Source organism: Streptomyces puniciscabiei (assembly GCF_006715785.1).
Taxonomy (GTDB): Bacteria; Actinomycetota; Actinomycetes; order Streptomycetales; family Streptomycetaceae; genus Streptomyces; species Streptomyces puniciscabiei.
The window spans coordinates 164,623-183,196 of the sequence record NZ_VFNX01000001.1 but is presented as its reverse complement, the minus strand read 5'-3'; the positions used below and the strand labels follow the sequence as shown (position 1 = coordinate 183,196).

Below are 18,574 nucleotides of genomic sequence, written 5' to 3'. Positions count from 1 at the left end.
GCCTACGACCTGCGTCAGCGGGACCACCCGCTGGAACAGCGTCCACAACTCGTCCGGCAGCAACCGCTCAACACATCCGTCATGCGCGGCTCAATGAAGGATCACGCCAAAGGATATCGACGTCTCAGTCGGTGCCAAGCAGCGTGTTGTGCAGCGGCAGCGACGTCTCAGCGCATCCGGCAGGCCGGGTGCTGGCGGAGCTGGTGGGCTGTGAGGGCCAGAGCCTTGAGTGAGTCACCGTCCTCGCGGCGGCAACCGAGACCGTGAACTCCCGCGCCGGGAGAAGGGCCGTGACCGGGTGAGCACCCTGGCGCTGGTCGAGTTGGACGTCAATCCACATAAGTTGTCGGCTCTCACCCCGCCTGCTGGCGGGGCATAAACTGCACACCAGCAGCAGGGCGGAAAAGAGTCATGCGGGCTCACAGAGGCGAACCTCAGGACGCTGGCCGGTGCTCGTTCCTTCGAACGGCTCTTCGGCGAGGGACGGGACATTAGAGGTGCATCGCGACGATCAGTGAGGTCTTTCAGGGGGGCCACCGATCGAGTGACAGGCACCGTGGCCAGAACGCACAAGGCTCCCGTGCCGTTGAGGGAGGTGTTCGAAGTCTCAACCCATCGGCGCTGGAGCCTTGTTGGTCCCTCATCCTGCCGCACTCGACCTTCCCCATGCGCTCATCGAGTGGGTCACGATGCTCATCGTCACCCGCGAGGGTGACCGCCGCTGCAAGCTCCCGCCGCACCAGCGTGCCCTGGTCGCTCTGGTGTACCTGCGCAAGCATGAGTCCCTCGCACAGATCGCCGCCGGGTTTGGGATCTCGGTCGGCACCGCGCACGCCTATGTCACCGCGGTCATCGACCTCCTGGCAGCCCGCGCGCCCGGTCTGTTGCGCGCTCTGCGCGAGGCAGACCCCGAGTTCGTCCTGCTCGACGGCACCCTGGCTGAGTGCGACCGCCTCGGCGACGGCCGCGCCGACTACTCGGCCAAGCATCGTCGACATGGGGTGAACGTGCAGGTGGTCACGGACCCTCACGGCGAGGTGCTGTGGCTGTCGCCGGCCCTGCCGGGGCGCTGCCATGACCTGACCGCGGCCCGTACCCATCGGATCATCAGGATCTGTGAGCGCCAGGGAGTGCCGATCCTGGCCGATCGCCCTTACATCGGTGCCGGCGCGTGGGTGACCACACCGGCCAGACGGCCTGCCGGAGGCGAGCTGTCGCTCACCCAACAGACCGTCAACCGGGCGCTGTCCAGGGCACGGCCCCCAGTCGAGGGTGGAGTTGCCCGTCTGAAGTCCTGGCGGATCTTCCGACGAGCACGGTGCAGCCCGAATCGAATGACGTCAATCGCAGCAGCCGTCCTCACCCTGGAGCGGCAACGCTGAAAGACCTCAGTCAGTGAGCCTTTTCAACGTTGCCTCTCCAGGGTGAGGACTGCGGCGGCGATGTCCGTCATGCGGTTCGGGCTGCAGCGGCTGCGGCGGAAGATCCGCCAGGACTTCAGGCGGGCGACACCTCGTTCGACGGGAGCGCGGGCCTGGGCGAGTGCCCGGTTCAGCGTCCGCTCGGTCGGTGACAGTTCCGCCGTTGGGCGGGCGGCGGATGGCGGTGGTGGCCCAGGAGCCGGCGCCGATGTAGGCGCGGTCGGCGACGATCGGGACGCCCTGGCGTTCGCAGATTCGGATGATGCGGTGGGTGCGTGCGGCGGTCAGATCGTGAGCACGGCCCGGCAAGGCCGGCGAGATCCACAGAAGCTGGCCTACGGGATCGGTGACGACCTGCACGTTCACGCCGTGGCGCCGGTGCTTGTGGGAGTAATCGGCGCGTCCGTCGCCCAGGCGGTCGCACTCGCTGAGGGTGCCGTCCAGGAGTACGTAGTCCGGGTCGTGCTCGCGCAGGGTCTTGAGCAGGCCCGGCGCCCGGTCGGCGAGGAGCCGCACGACGGCGGTGGTGTAGGCGTGGGCGGTGCCGACGGATATGCCGAACCCGGCGGCGATCTGCGCGAGAGTCTCGTGCTTGCGCAGGTAGGCGAGAGCGACGAGGGCGCGCTGGTGCGGCGGGAGCTTGCAGCGGCGGTCACCCTCGCGGGTGACGATAAGCATCGTGACCCACTCGACCAGCGCATGAGGCAGGTCGAGTGCGGCAGGATAGGGAACCAACAGGGCTCCTGGACCGGCAGGTTGAGACTTCGAACACCTCACCCAACGGCACGGGAGCCCTGTCCGTTGCGGGCACCAAGGTCATCACCCGATCGGTGGCCACGCTGAAAAGGCTCAGTGAATCGTGCGACCGCGCCGTCGCCGGAACGGGTCGCTGAGATCAACGAGGTCATCGACCGGATCACACGCTGGGCGAGAGGTCGTGATGACATCGTCGGTCTGCTCTTGGCGGGATCTTGCGCCCGCAATGCCGCGCGACCGGACTCCGACATCGACATCGTCCTGCTCACCACGGACGGGTCCCGATATCTGCTTGAGGATGCCTGGACCGTGGAACCGGGGCTGGGCGAAGTGATCCGCACCCAGTCGTGGGGACCGATCACAGAACGACGCTGTTCCACGGCCTCCGGCCTGGAAGTCGAGCTGGGCATCGGCTCCCCGGCCTGGGTGAGGCCGGCTGCGTGGCCGGCGCAGAAGAGGCGCCCGCGAGAGGCGGGATCACGCACGGTACCGCGGCGGCCAGAGTTGCGGCTGGCAGGGCGAATGCCAGCCATCTGGGCCGCGCAGCATGCTTCATGTGTCGCCGTCTTTCTGCTGGAGCAAATGTGACGCGAACACGCACGTACGGGACAGGTCCGCCGGACAGGCGTTCGAGGTGGCCATTGAGGGCGGCGTGCAGTTCGGCGGCCGGTTCGCGGGCCCGGGCATCGCTGTCCACGTCGTGCAGCTCGAGGTGGACGGGGCCGGCGGAGGAGCCGGGGCGGTTCCGCCGGGAGCGGATCAGGCGGAGGACGGCCTCTCGTACGGCGTGGTACGCCGGGCGTCGATGGCGTGCTGTGGGGCACCGAGCACGTCGGCTTCGACCGTCCACCGCGGGGCTGGGCGTCCGACGGCGATGAACATGGCTCGCTGCTTCTCGGCTGCCCTGCACACGCTGGTGAGGGCGTCCAGACCGGTAGCGTCCGGGACCAGGTCGGCGGGGCGGGGAATCGAGCCCCTTCGGTCAGCAGGTTCACGGCCGCCTGTCGACGCGGTAGTCACAGAGCCTGTGCCCTGGCTCATGTCAGTCATGCTCAGTGATGCACGGACGGCCTGCTCGCTTCCGCGCCGACCGAGTGGGCGACCCACGGGCCTTGGTGAGGAAGCCGGAGGGCGCCGACGGCGACCTTGCTCGGTTTCGGCGCGGCGCACCAGTCCCGTGGAGCCAGCAGGACGCTGATGGTCACCGCCAGAATCAGCCAGAGCCGTAGGTCGCCCAGGACGTGCGCGTCGTTGGTCAGCCTCGGGGCGAGGTAGAGCGCGCTGAAGGAGACCAGCGACCAGACGGGCACGGGCCGACGCAGCCCCAGGGCCTCCCAGACCAAGGTGCCGAGCAGGAGTCCCGCCGAGTAGTAGTCGTAGACGCCGGGATCCAGCAGGAGTCGCGCGCCGATGCCGAGCAGCGGCACCGCCACCCAGCGCCCTCGGAGGACCGCGGCCGCCCCGAGCACGCAGCCGAGTACGAGTTGCGCAGGCCGGTCCCAGGACGGCGTCCCCGCCGCCGACACCCCGAGCGCGCGGAGCGCCGAGGACGGTTCGTTGACGATGTGGTACTGGGTCGCACCCAGCGTCGCGGGGTCGGCGACGACGAAGGGCAGCCAGGCCAACAGCACGGCGGCGACGGCGTAGAACGCGACATGCCGTCGTCGGGTGCGGGCCACGGCGAGAGCCAGCGGCAGGAAGACCAGTGCCCAGGGCTTGGCGTCCACGGCCAGGCCCAGGCTCAGTCCCGCCAGTGCCGGGACGTCAGCGAGGACCGCCCGGATCGCCAGTGCCGCGAGGAGCAGCGCCAGCACGTCGTCGAGGTGGCTGTAGTGCACCGCGAGCGATGCCCAGACGATCAGGAACACCGCGCCGGCTGCCGCGACGGTCGTCCGCAGGGCCTGCGGGCGCGACCGCAGATCCGGCTGCCGGGCCAGTGCCGTCTGCTCGATCAGCCGCAGCACCAGAACGCCGACGCTCATCATCGTCAGCTGGGCGACGACGACCCCGCCGAGGTTCCCCAGAACCCAGGCGCAGAGGAAGGCCAGTGGTCCTATCTGTAGGTTCGGGTAGTTCGCATAGAGGTGCAGGCCCCCTGCCGGCGAGGCTCCGGAGCCGGAGAACAGCAAGGTGCTGCCGTTCGCGAAATAGTGCCACGAGTAGCCGCCGCCGTGCAGGTCCGCCAGGAACCAGATCGCCGCCCAGGGGCCGAGGAACCACCAGTGCCAGGCGGCCCCGCCCCGCGCGGGGTAGCTGCTCTGATCAGCCATCCTCATGCCTCTCTGGTGGTCGACCCCCTGCCTGGAATGACTCCCCCTGACCGCTCCCGGGTTCCAGCACAAGTATGAGATTTGGGTATGGAGTGTCTGAAACCCGGCCTGGGGCGGCGGGGCTGTGCGTCAGCGTCGGCTCATCAAGCCGTCAAAACCACCATGAGAAGCCGGCGGCGGTCCGAGGTCGGCCGCCGATGTCCTTGGGGACAGCCGGCCGAGCACCTCTGCGACCGGCCCGGCTGGTCTCTGGACCTCGGCAGGAGCAGCGCCGCGCGGCTGTCCGTCCGATGCCGAGACGGTGCAACCGGTGGGCGACCAGGGCGACCAGGGCGACCAGGGCGGCCGGGCCGTCCAGTCCGGCACAGGTCGGACGCCGGGCGCCGCTCACCGGCCGATCCCGCGCGGCCCAGGGGCGGGGCCGGGGCGACCGGCGGAGCGGAGGTGTCGGAAGTCATGGCGTCTGTCCTGGATCGCGGTCCGGCAGTGATGCGGTGGGGAGCCCGGGGGCGCACATCTCCCGGCATTCCTGCAGCCTGGAGGGCGCACGCTGAGAGGCTGTCCCGGCGACGTCGGCCGATGGCGGTGGGACGGACGCCGCTTCGTGAGCGGGGAAAGCTCGTCGCGTGGTTGCAGTGCGGATCGGTGCCGGCCGCACCGAGTGACGACCGACGCCTGCACGCGGCTGGTGTAGGCGGCCCGCCTCGTTGCCCAGTCTCCGTCACCCACCTGCGGGCACAGACCACGGCCGGCCCGGCGCTTTCGTCGAGCGCAGCCTCGATGTGCAGGTGACGCCCGAGAGGTCCGGCAGGTGACGCCTAGACTGGTGGCCGCGCGCATGCGGACGACCCTGGTGGACCGGTGGCGAAAAGGGGAGGGAACTGTGGCGCAGATCGCCGGCGGCTTCGAGGATCCGTCCGCCGAAGTGCTCGCGGAGGCGGCCGCCACTTTCGGGCTGCTGGCCGCGGCGCCGAGGCTGCACATCATGTGGGCGCTGGCCCAGGGCGAGAGCGACGTGAGCGCGCTCGCGGACCGGATCGGCGGGGCGCTGCCCGCCGTCAGCCAGCACCTGTCCAAGCTCAGACTCGCGGGTCTCGTCCGCTCCCGCCGGGAGGGCCGGCGGCAGATCTACTACGTCGACGACCCCGATGTCGTCACGGTCGTCCGCGTGCTGGTCGGCCAGTTGTCCCGGCGCGCCGCGGAACCGGCCGCCCTCGCGGGCGGATTGCAGAGGACCGATGCCTAGGAGTGCCCCAGCCTGGGGAGAGGACGCCGCGGGGCCAGTGTCCGGGGTCGTACCGGGCACGCGCGCGCCGGGCAGCACCGCTGCGCGGACGGCCGCCGGAACGCCCGACGCGGGCACGGCACTGCAGGTGCTGCGGCGGCTGGACACCGGGCCGCGCGGGCTGACCGAGGACGAGGCCGCGGTGCGCCTGGCTCGCTTCGGGGTCAACACGCTGCCCGCCCGCAAGGACGCCTCCTGGCCGCTCCTGCTGCTGCGCAGCCTGCGCGACCCCTTCACCGCGGTACTGCTGTGCCTCGCCGTGGTCTCCGCGGTGGTGTTCGCCTGGGCCACTGCCTGTGTGATTCTCGTGCTGGTCGTGATCAGCACGGTACTGCGGGCCTCGGGCGAGCGCCGGGCCGATCGGTCCGTGGCCCACCTGCGCGAGCTGGTCGCCACCACTTCCACCGTACTGCGCCGGGCCGACGAGGACGCGGCACCCGTCGCCCGGGAGATCCCGGTGGAGGACCTGGTCCCCGGCGACATCGTCCAGCTCGGCCCGGGCGACCTGGTCCCGGCGGATGTACGGCTGCTGCGCGCGAGGGGCCTGACCGTCCACCAGTCGGCGCTGACCGGGGAGTCGGCCCCGGTCGCGAAACACGCGGCGGACTTCGCCGGGCCCGCCCCGGCCGCGGTGTTCGAGCAGCCGCAGCTGTGCTTCCAGGGCAGCAGCGTCGCCACCGGCAGCGGCACCGCGGTCGTGCTGGAGACGGGCGAGCGCACCGGGTTCGCGGCCGCCCATGACCGCGCGGCCGGCGGACGCGAGCCGAGCGCCTTCGACCGGTCCGTGCACGGCATCTCGTGGATCCTGATCCGGTTCATGCTGCTCACCCCGCCGCTGGTGCTGATGACCAACGCCGCGCTGCGCGACCGGGGGCTGGAGACCCTGCCGTTCGCCGTGGCGGTGGCGGTGGGGCTGACGCCGGAGATGCTGCCGGTCGTCGTCACCACCTGTCTGGCGCGCGGCGCATCGCTGCTGGCCCGCGCGCACGGGGTGATCGTCAAACGGCTCCCGTCCCTGCACGACCTGGGCGCGGTCGACGTGCTGTGCCTGGACAAGACGGGCACCCTCACTCAGGACCGGCCGGTGGTCGAGCGGGGCCTGGACGCGGCCGGTGCCGACGATCCCGAGGTGGTGCGCTGGGCCGCCGTCAACGCCTGGTGGACCCTCCAGCTCGCCGAGCTGCCCGAGCCCGACGCCCTGGACGAGGCGGTCCTGGACGCGGCGGACGAGGACGACCTCATGGCGTACGACGGGGTCGCGGCGCTCCCTTTCGATCCCGTGCGCCGGCTGGCCACGGCCGTGGTGCGCACCCCCGGCCGGCTGGGCTCGCACACGCTCGTCGTCAAGGGCGCCGTGGAGACCGTCCTTGAGCGTTGCGCCCTGGAGCCGGAGGAGGCGCAAAGCCTGGCGGAGCTGGCGGACCGAGCCGCGCGTGACGGTCTACGGGTGCTGGCGGTCGCCACCGCCGAACGCCCGGCCCGGCTGCGCGACTACACCCCGGCAGACGAACGCGGCCTGGATTTCCGCGGCTTCGTCACCCTGCGCGACGCCCTCGCGCCCACGGCGGCGGCCGCCCTCGCCGCGCTCGCCGCTCACGGCGTCACCGTCAAGATCCTTACCGGCGACCACCCCGGCACCGCGGCCCGTGCCTGCCGCGACCTGGGCGTCCCGCTCGGTACGGACGCCGTCGTCACCGCCGAGCACACCAACGGCCTGACCGACACCGAACTGGCCGAGCTGACCCGCCGTACGACGCTCTTCGCCCGCTGCACCCCCGAGCACAAGGCACGGATCAGCGCCGCGCTGCGCACCGGCGGGCACACGGTCGGCTTCCTCGGGGACGGGGTCAACGACGTGCCCGCGCTGTGGGCGGCCGACGTCGGCATCGCCCCGCGCGACGCCACCGACGTGGCCCGCGAGAGCGCCGACGTGGTGCTCGCCGAGAAGAACCTCACCGCCATCGGCCACGCCATCTCCGCGGGCCGGCACAGCAGCGGCAACATCGCCACGTATCTGCGCGTCACCCTGTCCTCCAACGTCGGCAACGTCATCGCGATGCTCGCAGCCGGCCTGCTGCTGCCCTTCCTGCCGATGCTCCCGGCGCAGGTGCTGGTGCAGAACCTGTGCTTCGACACCGTGCAACTCGCCTTCGCCTACGACCGCCCCCACCCGGCCCTGCTGCGCCGCCCGGCCGCACTGGATCCGAGCGCCCTGCTGCGCTTCATCACCGGGTTCGGCATCCTCAACGCGGCGGCCGACCTCGCCACCTTCGCCGCCCTGGCCCTCTCCCTGCACGGCGCGGGCCCAGCCGGGGACGAGGCGGTCTTCCACTCCGGCTGGTTCACCGAGAACCTGATCACCCAGAGCCTGGTGATGCTGCTGCTGCGCACCGGCCGCCGCTTCTTCGAGGACCGACCGCCCGGCCCGGTCGGCTGGGCCGCTGCCGCTCTCGCGGTCATCGGCCTGGTGCTGCCGCCCTCCCCTCTCGGCCCGCCGCTCGGCCTCCCCACGCTCCCGCTTGAGTATTACCTGCTTCTCACCATCGTCCTCGCCCTCTACGCCGCCGGACTCGTCCTGGCCCGCAAGCACCACGAACGCAACCTGCTCGGCGGGGGCAATTCGGGCGATGGCGGGTAATTCCTGGCGCCGGTCCGGGTGTCGGCGTCCAAAGAGGGAGCAATGGTTGCCGGACACTTCGGATGGCCTGTCGGTTTCTTGCCCGCCTGCAGTACCTTGCGCGACCGGAGCCGTCCGCCGCGCGCGGGGTCCGCGGTTCCGTTCTCTCGCGCACCTGGAGACGAAGGCCGGCCCATGTCCGTTCTGACCTACCCCGAAGCCGTGGGCGTCGGCCTGCTGCAAGGCGTCACCGAGCTGTTCCCCGTCTCCAGCCTGGGGCACAGCATCCTGATCCCGGCGCTGCTGGGCGGGCACTGGAAACACGACCTGGACGTCTCCGCCGACGGCTCCCTCTATCTCAACGAGCTGGTCGGCCTCCACCTGGCCACCGCGCTCGCGCTCGTCGTCTACTTCTGGCGGGACTGGGTCCGGGTGATCCGGGGCCTTGCGACGTCGGTCACCCAGCGCCGGATCGAGACCGTGGACCAGCGGCTCGCCTGGCTGATCGTCAGCGCGTGCATTCCGGTCGCGGTCGCCGGCGTCGCGCTCGACAAGGTGTTCCGCACGACGCTCGGGAAGCCCGTCCCGACCGCGATCTTCCTGGCGCTCAACGGCATCGTGCTCTTCGTCACCGAGCAGCTGCGGCGCGGCGGCAGCGGCCGCAGGCGGGCCGGGGCCGTGACCGCCCCCGGGGAGGAGCATCTGTCGGCGGAGGAGCAGTCGGACCTGCGGATAACCCGGATGACGATCCGGCAGGCCGTGACGATCGGTGCGGCCCAGATCCTCGCCCTCTTGCCTGGCATCAGCCGATCCGGATCCACGATCAGCGCGGGGATCTTCAAGGGCCTGGGCCACGAGGACTCCGCCCGCTTCGCCTTCCTGCTCGCCACGCCGGTGATCGGCGGAGCCGCACTGCTCAAGCTGCCCCCGCTGCTCGGCGCCCAGGGCGACGGCCTGCGCGGTCCGTTGCTGGCGGGCAGCGTCGCCGCCTTCGTGGCGGCCTACCTCGCCACCCGCTACCTCGTCCGCTACTTCGAGAACCGCACTCTCATCCCGTTCGCCATCTACTGCTCGGTGGCGGGCCTGGGCAGCCTCGCGTACTTCACGTTGGCGTAAAGGTGTTGTCCGCTCAGGCTGAGCCGGGGACCGGCTGGTTCACGCCAGGGTGAGGGGCGTCCACCCCAGCCGGTGTGGCAGCGGCTGCCACGCGGGGTGAGGGGGCACGCTTTCCTCCTCGGGCCTAAGGGGCCGGTGCGCCTCCGTCCACCGTCGAGGGGCGGCCCGTTCGCCTTCGGGTCATGGGGGCGGCCCACAGCCGTGTCCCTCGGGTGACGGGCCGGTCGTCCGCCGTATCCCGCAGGTGACGGGCCGGGCCTCCGCGGTGTCCCTGATCGCTCGGTTCAGCCCCGTCCACCTGACCACTCGTCGTGGCTCAGGTGGCGTCGGGATCGTAGGCATGCACGGTGGGCGGCTCCGGCGACGCCGCTCCTCTCGCCGCACCCCCGGCCCGCCCGGTCGGGTCGGTTCGCGCGGCCCGCTCGGTCGATTCGCCCGGCTCGCCGTTCACCGCGTCGGTCAGTTCCGCCAGCTCCGCCCTCGGATCCAGGGCGGAGCGGATCTCCTCGATCCCGAGGCCGTCGCCCTCGCCGCCGAGGAGGTGTTTGCGCACGAACGTCTTCGGATGCAGGTCCTCCAGCTCGAGGTCCTTGAACTGCGGACCCAGTTCCGAGCGGACGTCTTCCTTGGCGGCCTCGGAGAACTCGCGGACCTTTCGCAGGAACCCGGTCACCTTCTGGACGACCTCGGGCAGCTTGTCGGGGCCGAAGAGCAGGATGATCATGATTGCCAGGACGAGCAGGTCCAGGGGGCTCAGGTCGAACAACATCGGTGCCTCCGCTCTGTCGCCGAAGGGGACGCCGGGCTCACGGCCGTACGAACTGGGTCTCGGCGGCGCTGACGTCCGCTGCCGGTATTGGTGGTGGGCGGCGGGCGGTGTCGCTGATCTTGATCAGGACGGCGACCAGCAGCCAGTTGGCCACCATGGACGAGCCGCCCTGGGCGAGGAAGGGCAATGCCTTGCCGGTGAGTGGGATGAGTCCGGTGACGCCACCCACGACGACGAAGACCTGGAGGACGAGCGCCGAGGCCAGGCCGCCGGCGAGCAGTTTGCCGAACGGGTCGGTGACGGTGAGGGCCGTACGCAGGCCCCGTTCGGCGAGCAGGGCGTAGAGCAGGATGACGATCGTGACGCCGGTCAGGCCGAGTTCCTCGCCGACCGTGGTCAGGATGAAGTCGCTGCGTCCGGCGAAGCCGATGAGCTCGGGATGGCCCTCGCCGAGGCCGGAGCCGAGGATGCCGCCGGAGCCGAAGCTGAACAGGGCCTGGGCGGCCTGGTCCGAGATGAGCCCCGGCGGGCGCTTGTCGGGCGGGAGGAAGATGTCCATCGGGTGCAGCCAGGCCACGACGCGGCCGTGGACGTGCGGTTCGAAGGAACCGACGACGAAGGCGCCGACGGCGAACATGGCGACGCCGAACACGACCCAGCTGGTGCGCTCGGTGGCGACGTACAGCATGATCACGAAGATGCCGAAGAAGATCAGCGAGGTGCCGAGGTCCCGTTCGAAGACCAGGACGAGCAGGCTGAGGATCCACACGGCCGCGACGGGGCCGAACTGCCGCCCGCGCGGGAGATACATGCCCATGAGCCGCCGTCCGGCGAGCGCGAGGGCGTCCCTGCGCAGCGTCAGGTATCCCGCGAAGAAGACCACGATGACGATCTTCACGAACTCTCCGGGCTGGAAGGACAGCGGGCCGATGAAGATCCACCGCTTGGCGCCGTAGACGTCGCCGGGATAGAACGCCGGTGCCATCAGCAGGACCAGCCCCATGGCGATGGTGACGTACGGGTAGCGCTGAAGCCTGCGGTGGTCCATCAGCAGCGCGACCGCCGCGGCGAACACCGCCACCGCGATGCCGCACCACATCAGCTGACCCGATGCCGCGGCCGTCGAGTGGTGGTAGTGCGACGCGTAGGCGAGGTCGAGGCGGTGGATCAGGACGAGACCCAGACCGCTGAGCAGGGTGGCCAGGGGCAGGATCAGCGGATCGGCGTGCGGCGCGAACCGGCGTACGGTGACATGGCACACCACGGGCATCACGGCCGCCGTCAGGCATGTCAGTGCCATACTCGGCGGCAGCTTCCCGCTGACGACGAGGGCCGTCTCCGCATAGCCGTAGCAGCAGATGAGGATGGCGCCGAGGAGCAGGAGAAGCTCCAGGTTCCGGTCACTCATGCGTCCTGACCGGCCCGGCCGCACGGCCAGTTTCGCCGGTCCACGCCGACCAGTCATGCTTTCCCCCTCGATCGGGTCCACCCCCTCGACTCCCGCTCCAGGACTCGGTCAACAGGGTTATATGGTTGCGCAACAACGCAACTGAACTGTAGTCGAGGCCAGGTAAGAGGAGGGTCGGCGTGGCGGCACGCAGGACGGGGCGCCGCAAGGCGTGGGCGGTGCTGATCGGGGTGAGCGTGGTTCTGGCGCTCGTGAGCTATCTCGCCGTCCGGTTCATCCGCTCGGCGACTCCCGACGAGTGCACGGCGCAGGGCACGGACGGTACGACGGTCACACTCGATCTGGACCAGGCGTCCCACGCCGCGACCATCGCGGCCGTGGCCCACGCGCACGGCCTGCCGGAACGCGCTGTCACCATCGCCCTGGCGACCGCGATCCAGGAGTCCAAACTCCACAACTTGACGTACGGGGACCGCGACTCCCTCGGCCTGTTCCAGCAGCGCCCGTCCCAGGGCTGGGGCAGTCCCGCCCAGATCCGCGACCCCGTCTACGCGTCGGGCAAGTTCTTCGACGCGCTGGTCAAGGTGCCCGACTACCTCGGCCTTCCGGTCACCGTCGCCGCGCAGCGAGTCCAGCACAGCGGCTACCCGGAGGCCTACGCATCACATGAGGCCATGGCGGCGACGCTGGCCGACGTGCTGACGGGGCGGGAGGGGCCGGCGCTGAACTGCACGGTGAGTGGGGCCGACCCGGCTCCCTCCGATACAGCGAGCAGCGCGGCGGGCGCCGTGAGCGAGGCCGGTGACGGCAGCGGTGTCGCGGCAGCCGTGCGGCGGGAGTTCGGCGACGCGCCGGTCGCCGGGCCCGCGACCGGCGGCGACAGCGTCAGCTTCCCGATTGCGACCGAGCAGGCTTCCACAGGCTGGTCCCTCGCCCTGTGGCTGCTCTGCCACGCCACCGCACTGCACGCCACATCCGTGACATTCGACGGCCGGCGCTGGAGCAGCGCCGCCTCGGACCGAGGCTGGACGCACAGCACACCCGATTCCCGGCAGGCCGGGGTGCTGGCGGTGGAGCTGGGTTAGCTGTACTGCCCAGGCATGCTGGTCGAGTTTGTGCTCTGACATCGTCTGAATCGGGTGACGGGTGAAGGCCTCCGGTTGTGGAGTGGAGCTGTCGAGGAACGGCTCCGCCAACCAGGAGGCCGGGGCGGCCCGGTAGCCCATGCCCTGGGCACGCACCCGCGCCCGGACTTCCTCTTTCCCCGGATGCAGCAGGAGGGCATCGCGCCCGACGACTGGGAGCCGGGGTACATGGACTACCTACCTGTATGTGGCCCTCACCAACGCCACGGCCTTCAGCCCCACCGACACCATGCCGCTGTCCCGCTGGGCGAAGCTGCTGATGTCCGTACAGTCCACGATCTCGCTGCTGACCCTGGCGCTGATCATCTCGCGCGCCGTCGGGGCCCTGCAGTAACCCCGGACAGAAGGGATCACAGCACGCCTCGAGCGGCACTGATCCATCATCGCGTGGCCTACATCCGTGATCGCGGGATCGCCGACCGGCTCGGTATGGGCGCCAGGGCCTGTCGTGCCCGCATGTGCCGGACCCTGGGGGTCGCTGCGGGAGGAACGGCGACCATAGCCGCACGCCGGCCAGACGGTGGAGGGGCGTGAACCCGAGGACACCCAGCTCGAATACTTGCCTACTTGCGCGACTGTGCAACCATCAGAGCTCCTTTTTCGTCTCACTGGTGGCAGTCGGGGCAACACTCCGGATTCAGCCGTGTTGCCCGCGTCGAGATGAGCGAGAGCGAGCGCATGCGCCATCAACGGGAACGCGTCAACAGTGCCATCGGCGCGCAGGGGCAGCACAGCTCCGTGACGCACAGTCGGGTGGTCCCTCAGGGCCGGGCCGGAGAGCGGACGCCGTCCGAAGGCACACCCCGTGCGCCACGCTCGCAGCGGGGCGAGGGCGGCGCGTCTCCTGTGCGCCGGCCCCGGGCAGGGGGCATCGCAGCGATGCTGCTGGGACCGTTGCTTCTGGGAGACGGGGTGGACGCCCTGGTCGGCCGGGAGCCCGGCTGGGGTGTGGTGGTGGGAGCGGCGGCGGGAGCCCTGCTCGCGGCCCTGGCGGCGGTTCGTCGCCGCGCTCTGGGATTCGTGGCACCGCTGCCGGCCCTGGCTGTGGCCGTTGTCACGGCGGGGACGGTGCTGACGTCGCACGGTCCGCTGGCCACGCGGCTGGTGCGGTGGGCCGTGGCGGTGTTCCCGGCGATGGCCGCGGCGGAGTGCGCGGTGGTCGTCGTGGCGCTGGCGGTAGCCGTGCTCCGGTACGGAATGAACAGGAGGGATCGTGCCTGAGAGCATGCGACACCGTCCGTACTCGGCCGCCGTCACACGCGGACGCAGGGCGCCCTGGCTTGTCGTGTTGCGTGTTGCGACATGGACGGTTTCGGCGGCTGTGCTGCTCGGCTGCGGTGCGACCTGGTACGCCTACCGGTCCCTGACGCACGGCCTCACCACCTCTGATGCGCTCGACGCGATCCGCGGCAAGGCGGCCCGACACCTGGACAACGCGGTCAACTTGCTGCTGATAGGTCTCGACTCGCGCAAGGACATGAACGGCAACGACCTGCCACGGCAGTTCGTGCAGACCGAGTTGCACGCCGGGTCGAGCGACATCGGTTACTACAACACCAACACCCTGATCCTCATGCACATCCCCGCGAACGGCGGCAAGGTGCAGGCGTTCTCCATCCCGCGCGACGACTACGTGCAGACGCTGAACGGAGACGGCTCGATACAGGGCCACTTCAAGATCAAGGAGGCGTACGCCAACGCGTACACCACCGCCCACGACAAGTACGCCGCCCAGGGCGTCAAGGGCGCGGATCTGGAAGCGAAGAGCCGTGAGGCCGGCCGGGAGGCGACGCTGGCGACAGTGCAGCAGTTCACCGGCGTGCCCATCGACCACTTCGCCGAGGTCAACCTCCTCGGCTTCTACGACATCGCCAAGGTTCTGCAGCCCGTCACGGTGTGCCTCAAGCACCCGGTCAAGGACCGTTATTCGGGTGCCGACTTCCCGGCCGGCCTGCAGCAGCTGAACGCCCGTCAGGCACTGGCCTTCGTACGACAGCGGCACGGGCTGGACGCCGGTGACCTGGACCGTACGCGCCGGCAGCAGGCCTTCATCTCCACAGTCACGCATCAGCTCAAGACCGAGGGTGTCTGGGGCAGCCCGTCCAAGCTTCAAGGACTGTTCGACGTCGTGAAGAAGGATGTCGTCCTGGACAGCAGCTGGAACGTGCTCGATTTCGCACAGCAGGCCCCGGACCTCACCGGCGGCAACGTCGTGTTCCGCACCCTGCCCATCGAGGGCTTCGGGATCCGCAACCGCGAGGACGTCAACCTCGTGGATCCGGAGAAGATCAAGTCGATCGTGCAGCAAGCCTTCGGAGCGGCCGGTGCCCCGTCTCCCGCGGCTTCCGACACCACTGCGGCCGCACCCGCCACCGTGGATGTCATCAACGGCAACGGCGGTCGGGGCCTCGCCTCGAAGGCGCTCTCCACTCTGGTCGAACTCGGCTACACGGCCGGTACGACGGGCAACACCACCACGCAGCCTGCGACCACCGTCCGCTACGGCGCAGGGGCACAGCAGGCGGCTCAGCAGATCGCCGGCCGGCTCCACGCCGGCACCGCCGCTTCCAGTCCCGCCGTGTCCGCGGGCCACGTCGTCGTCACCCTCGGCGAGGACTACACGCATCCCAGTCAGGCAGCTCCGACCCGGACGCCGACCGCTTCCGCGTCGAGCACGGCAACAGCGGACGACTACGGCCCGCCTGTGGAGGCAGGCGGTGTGCCGTGCGTCAACTGACCCACCCTCGATGCCGTGGCTCGCGTGAGCGGTGATCCAGGACCGGGTGGCTTCTTGCCGAGGCGACGTCGACGCCTGCGTCCCCGGCCGGAAGAAGGCGAGAGACATGGTTCGCCGCATGGGCGGACCGAGGCAGCCCGGCCGCCCGCGGCGGCGCAGGGCCGCACGGGTGTCAGGTCAGCCAAAGCGCAGGTGGACGAGTGGCGTTGCCGAGTGCCGAGTGCCGAGGGCGGGCGCGGGGCCGACTGTGGCCCGGACTACTGCAAGTGCGGTTCATCTGACTCCCGCCTCCCTCCGGAGTGGCGCCGTACGACTCGGCAACGTGCAGGCCGGCCCACACGGTGGTGGCCGGTGCACCTCGACTCGTGGCCGTCCGCGATCCGGGTCGCCGCGTCCCGTCCAGCGGTGCGGGTGCGAGAACCGGCTCGGTGGGCTTCGGCATGTGGTCGCGGCATGGGTGGGCGTATTCTGGCCGAGGGCGCGATGTGTCGTTGCCCGATCCGACCGCCGCGAGCGCGAGGAGGTGAACGGGATGAGTTCCTGCAGCAGTAGTCCCAGCTCCCATTCCGTGGCACCCCGGGCGTTCGGCGGGCACCGCACCGCTGTCTGACGGCCTGGCTCTCCGGAATGTGCCAGGCAGTCATTACGCCTGCCTCCGGTCCGCCAGCGGGTGCCGATCAGGCGGAGGTGCGTCATGACGATCACGATCACACTGCCCCGTTTCACGCTGCCCGCCGTGGCCGAGCGTGGCCTGCGGATTCTGCTCCCCGTCGCCGAGCCGGCGGTTCTCGCCGTAGCCGATGCCTGCGGTGTCGGGATGCCGGTGCGCCTTCTGGGACTCGGTGTCAAGCTCGCCCGGTCGGCCACGCAGGACTGATCCGGCTCGGTCCCAGGGAGGCAGGCGGTGAACGATCAGCGGTGGGCAAAGGAACGCCTCGCGGTGAGCCAGGCGGCGCAACGGCTGACCGAGGACGCGGGGGCCTTGATGGCGGCCTCCGCGGAGGCCGCCGAGGCCGGGCTGGCGACGCGTGCGGAGGACCTTCGGCGTGCGGTGGTCGCTGCTTGGAGCGCCGGTGTCGCGCCCGAGGTCCTGGCCTTGGACGCTGGGGTAAACGTCGCCGTGATCGATGACTGGATCGGTTCGGGTGACGTACGCCACGGTCCGTGACCGCGTGAAGAGATCGCAAATGACTTGCGCAAGCATGCAAGCGTTGGGCTACACTCTTTGAGGTTTGAAAAGGGCACCTCGTTCGGTGAGGCGTCTTCACGGACACAGGCCACTGACCCCACGACGTCGAGAGACGCCCAGGGTCAGGACACCTCTCCCCGGCCCAAGGGGTGAGGCCAAGTGGCTTCCCCGGCAAGGGGATTACGCCGTGGAGTGCCAAAGCTCTGACGAGTTGGGGTGTGCCGGCCACCGTCGCGTGGGCCGGTCCGCTCCCTGCCGAGTCGACGTCGACGCGCGCCGTGCGTGTCCCCGGCCGGAAGGAGGCGAGAGACATGGACTGCAGTAGCAGTAGTCCGGGCCACAGTCGGCCCCTTACCCGCTTGTCCTCGCATTCTTCCGGCACGCGGTAACCACCTTCCCTGCGCGGATTCCCGTCCGCGTCTGCTGCCCCCGCACGGCCGTGCGCCGTGACGGGCTGCCGTCCTGCGCGCTCGCGCGGGGAGGATGGCTTTCGCGTGCCCCCTATCTCCTCCTTTTGGGGTCCTGGACGACGCGCACGTCGGCGACATCCAGGGTGCGCTCGGCACCATCAGGCTCGACGACACCGCACCCCGCACCGGGCTGTCGGCCAGGCTGAAGACAGAAAGGCCTTCGCTATGCTCGCCGCTCTCGACCACGTCCAGCTCGCCGCCCCGCCCGCCAGTGAGGAGACGCTGCGCGCCTTCTACACCGGCGCCCTCGGGATGACCGAGATCCCCAAGCCACCGGTGCTCGCCGCCCGCGGTGGCTGCTGGTTCGCCACCCCTGGCGGCAGCGTGCAGCTCCACCTGGGCATCGAAGACCCCTTCCGGCCCGCGCAAAAGGCCCACCCCGGGCTGCGGGTGACCGACATCGACGCCCTCTCCGACCGCCTCGCCGCACACGGCGCGCCGGTCGTGTGGGACGACAACCTGCCCGGCCACCGCCGCTTCTACAGTACCGACCCCGTCGGCAACCGCCTGGAATTCCTCCAGCCGCTCGCCTGACGTCCGGCGCCGGACGCCGTGCGGCTACCGCCTGGGGCGTCGCTGTCACGCATCTGATCCGGCCGCTCGCGGCCCCGCTCCTTAAAGGAGGTGCCTCGTGCACGCACTGACCACCGTCGAATTCCTGACCCGACTCGGCACCGGGGTGGCCTGCGGCGCGCTGATCGGCGTCGAGCGGCAGTGGCGGGCCCGGATGGCCGGGCTGCGCACCAACGCCCTGGTCGCCACCGGCGCCACCCTGTTCGTGCTGTACAGCGAGGCCGTCGGCGATATGGGCAGCCCCACCCGGGTCGCCTCCTACGTGGTGTCCGGCATCGGATTTCTGGGCGGTGGCGTGATCCTGCGCGACGGGGCCGGAGTGCGCGGCCTGAACACCGCCGCCACCCTGTGGTGCTCGGCGGCCGTCGGGGTCCTGGCCGCCTCCGGCAAGCTGAGCCTGGCCGTCCTCGGCACCGTGGTGGTCCTGGCCGTCCACCTTGTGCTGCGGCCGGCCGGGCGGCTGCTGGACCGAGCGCCGGCTTCCGGTACGGACCCTGATGCCACTGTCCGCGCCACAGTCCACCTGGTGTGCGAGCGCAGCGCCGAGCCCCACCTGCGCGCCCTGCTGCTGCAGACCCTGACCGCCTCCGGACTCGCCCCTACCGGGCTGCGTGCGCGCCGGGAGGGCGAGACGGCCGGCCTGCGTGCCGCGGTCATGATCAACGGCGATGTCGCCGCCGCACTGGAGCAGGTCATCTCCCGGTTGTCCCTGGAGCCGGGCGTGAGCGACCTGCACTGGCACGTGGACGACGAGGAGTCCGAACGGGAACGCCCGCGGGTGCTGGCCTGACGCACCAGGGCAGCGCCCTCGGGCCGCC

General features: G+C 70.5%; 17 protein-coding genes, 1 pseudogene and 1 riboswitch. Of the genes and pseudogenes, 13 read left to right on the top strand and 5 right to left on the bottom strand.

All coding sequences use genetic code 11. From position 1 onward, the window contains the following. Positions 1-632 precede the first annotated feature (632 nt). Entirely contained in the window at positions 633-1,382 is a 750-nt protein-coding gene (locus FB563_RS00715; protein ID WP_142218391.1) for a transposase family protein, read from the top strand. 23 nt (positions 1,383-1,405) lie between these two features. On the opposite strand, the pseudogene FB563_RS00710 reads toward FB563_RS00715, so the two are convergent. Further along, a pseudogene (locus FB563_RS00710) lies at positions 1,406-2,156 on the bottom strand (transposase). 117 nt (positions 2,157-2,273) lie between these two features. On the opposite strand from FB563_RS00710, the gene FB563_RS00705 reads away from it, so the two are divergent. Next, complete coding sequence (locus tag FB563_RS00705) at positions 2,274-2,765, top strand: nucleotidyltransferase domain-containing protein (protein ID WP_107100534.1); 492 nt, start codon at positions 2,274-2,276, stop codon at positions 2,763-2,765. 171 nt (positions 2,766-2,936) lie between these two features. Here FB563_RS00705 and FB563_RS44855 read toward each other — a convergent pair whose 3' ends face one another. Both FB563_RS44855 and FB563_RS00700 read right to left on the bottom strand, forming a co-directional pair. Beyond that, positions 2,937-3,059, bottom strand: a complete 123-nt coding sequence (locus FB563_RS44855) for a hypothetical protein (RefSeq protein ID WP_280116547.1) — start codon at positions 3,057-3,059, stop codon at positions 2,937-2,939. Positions 3,060-3,229: 170 nt separating this feature from the next. Next, the gene (locus FB563_RS00700) at positions 3,230-4,447 is read right to left on the bottom strand and encodes a hypothetical protein (RefSeq protein WP_055704668.1); all 1,218 of its coding nucleotides are present in this window, start codon (positions 4,445-4,447) and stop codon (positions 3,230-3,232) included. 883 nt (positions 4,448-5,330) lie between these two features. Between FB563_RS00700 and FB563_RS00690 the strand changes: the two genes are divergently transcribed. The 3 genes from FB563_RS00690 to FB563_RS00680 all read left to right on the top strand — a co-directional run bounded on the left by FB563_RS00690 (position 5,331) and on the right by FB563_RS00680 (position 9,465). Then, positions 5,331-5,693 (top strand): ArsR/SmtB family transcription factor, encoded by a 363-nt coding sequence (locus FB563_RS00690; RefSeq protein WP_055704669.1) that lies wholly within the window; start codon positions 5,331-5,333, stop codon positions 5,691-5,693. Then, positions 5,686-8,370: a magnesium-translocating P-type ATPase gene (gene mgtA / locus FB563_RS00685; protein ID WP_079048581.1), complete on the top strand. Its 2,685-nt coding sequence runs from the start codon at positions 5,686-5,688 to the stop codon at positions 8,368-8,370. Before FB563_RS00690 ends, mgtA begins: the two co-directional genes overlap by 8 nt. Positions 8,371-8,544: 174 nt before the next feature. Next, the gene (locus FB563_RS00680) at positions 8,545-9,465 is read left to right on the top strand and encodes an undecaprenyl-diphosphate phosphatase (protein ID WP_055704671.1); all 921 of its coding nucleotides are present in this window, start codon (positions 8,545-8,547) and stop codon (positions 9,463-9,465) included. A 316-nt stretch (positions 9,466-9,781) separates the two neighbouring features. Here FB563_RS00680 and FB563_RS00675 read toward each other — a convergent pair whose 3' ends face one another. Further along, positions 9,782-10,234 (bottom strand): sec-independent translocase, encoded by a 453-nt coding sequence (locus FB563_RS00675; protein ID WP_055704672.1) that lies wholly within the window; start codon positions 10,232-10,234, stop codon positions 9,782-9,784. 37 nt (positions 10,235-10,271) lie between these two features. Further along, positions 10,272-11,642 (bottom strand): FtsW/RodA/SpoVE family cell cycle protein, encoded by a 1,371-nt coding sequence (locus FB563_RS00670; protein ID WP_055704673.1) that lies wholly within the window; start codon positions 11,640-11,642, stop codon positions 10,272-10,274. Positions 11,643-11,821: 179 nt separating this feature from the next. On the opposite strand from FB563_RS00670, the gene FB563_RS00665 reads away from it, so the two are divergent. The 8 genes from FB563_RS00665 (at position 11,822) to FB563_RS00630 (ending at position 18,546) form a co-directional block, all read left to right on the top strand. Further along, on the top strand, positions 11,822-12,727 hold the full coding sequence (locus FB563_RS00665) for a hypothetical protein (protein ID WP_055704674.1): 906 nt from the start codon (positions 11,822-11,824) through the stop codon (positions 12,725-12,727). 247 nt (positions 12,728-12,974) lie between these two features. Continuing rightward, the gene (locus FB563_RS42685) at positions 12,975-13,121 is read left to right on the top strand and encodes a hypothetical protein (protein ID WP_159045449.1); all 147 of its coding nucleotides are present in this window, start codon (positions 12,975-12,977) and stop codon (positions 13,119-13,121) included. Between the two features lie 545 nt (positions 13,122-13,666). Continuing rightward, positions 13,667-14,008, top strand: coding sequence for a hypothetical protein (locus FB563_RS00660; protein WP_055704675.1), 342 nt, complete (start codon positions 13,667-13,669; stop codon positions 14,006-14,008). Positions 14,009-14,072: 64 nt separating this feature from the next. Then, positions 14,073-15,524 carry an LCP family protein gene (locus FB563_RS00655; RefSeq protein ID WP_055704694.1) on the top strand — a complete coding sequence of 484 codons (1,452 nt, stop codon included), beginning with the start codon at positions 14,073-14,075 and terminating at the stop codon, positions 15,522-15,524. Between the two features lie 694 nt (positions 15,525-16,218). Next, on the top strand, positions 16,219-16,401 hold the full coding sequence (locus FB563_RS00650; protein ID WP_055704676.1) for a hypothetical protein: 183 nt from the start codon (positions 16,219-16,221) through the stop codon (positions 16,399-16,401). A 27-nt stretch (positions 16,402-16,428) separates the two neighbouring features. Next, entirely contained in the window at positions 16,429-16,692 is a 264-nt protein-coding gene (locus FB563_RS00645; RefSeq protein ID WP_055704677.1) for a hypothetical protein, read from the top strand. Between the two features lie 70 nt (positions 16,693-16,762). After that, a riboswitch (M-box (ykoK) riboswitch) is annotated at positions 16,763-16,936 on the top strand. A 412-nt stretch (positions 16,937-17,348) separates the two neighbouring features. Further along, a complete protein-coding gene (locus tag FB563_RS00635; protein ID WP_055704678.1) occupies positions 17,349-17,717 on the top strand; it encodes a VOC family protein in 369 nt (122 codons plus the stop codon). Between the two features lie 97 nt (positions 17,718-17,814). Beyond that, on the top strand, positions 17,815-18,546 hold the full coding sequence (locus tag FB563_RS00630) for an MgtC/SapB family protein (RefSeq protein WP_055704679.1): 732 nt from the start codon (positions 17,815-17,817) through the stop codon (positions 18,544-18,546). Positions 18,547-18,574: the final 28 nt, after the last annotated feature.

Excerpts from the sequence above, each read along its gene's own strand:
- FB563_RS44855 (WP_280116547.1), bottom strand. The coding sequence starts at position 3,059 with ATGTTCATCGCCGTCGGACGCCCAGCCCCGCGGTGGACGGTCGAAGCC.
- FB563_RS00700 (WP_055704668.1), bottom strand. The coding sequence starts at position 4,447 with ATGGCTGATCAGAGCAGCTACCCCGCGCGGGGCGGGGCCGCCTGGCAC.
- mgtA (WP_079048581.1), top strand. The coding sequence starts at position 5,686 with ATGCCTAGGAGTGCCCCAGCCTGGGGAGAGGACGCCGCGGGGCCAGTG.
- FB563_RS00680 (WP_055704671.1), top strand. The coding sequence starts at position 8,545 with ATGTCCGTTCTGACCTACCCCGAAGCCGTGGGCGTCGGCCTGCTGCAA.
- FB563_RS00675 (WP_055704672.1), bottom strand. The coding sequence starts at position 10,234 with ATGTTGTTCGACCTGAGCCCCCTGGACCTGCTCGTCCTGGCAATCATG.
- FB563_RS00670 (WP_055704673.1), bottom strand. The coding sequence starts at position 11,642 with ATGAGTGACCGGAACCTGGAGCTTCTCCTGCTCCTCGGCGCCATCCTC.
- FB563_RS00660 (WP_055704675.1), top strand. The coding sequence starts at position 13,667 with ATGCTGCTGGGACCGTTGCTTCTGGGAGACGGGGTGGACGCCCTGGTC.
- FB563_RS00650 (WP_055704676.1), top strand. The coding sequence starts at position 16,219 with ATGACGATCACGATCACACTGCCCCGTTTCACGCTGCCCGCCGTGGCC.
- FB563_RS00635 (WP_055704678.1), top strand. The coding sequence starts at position 17,349 with ATGCTCGCCGCTCTCGACCACGTCCAGCTCGCCGCCCCGCCCGCCAGT.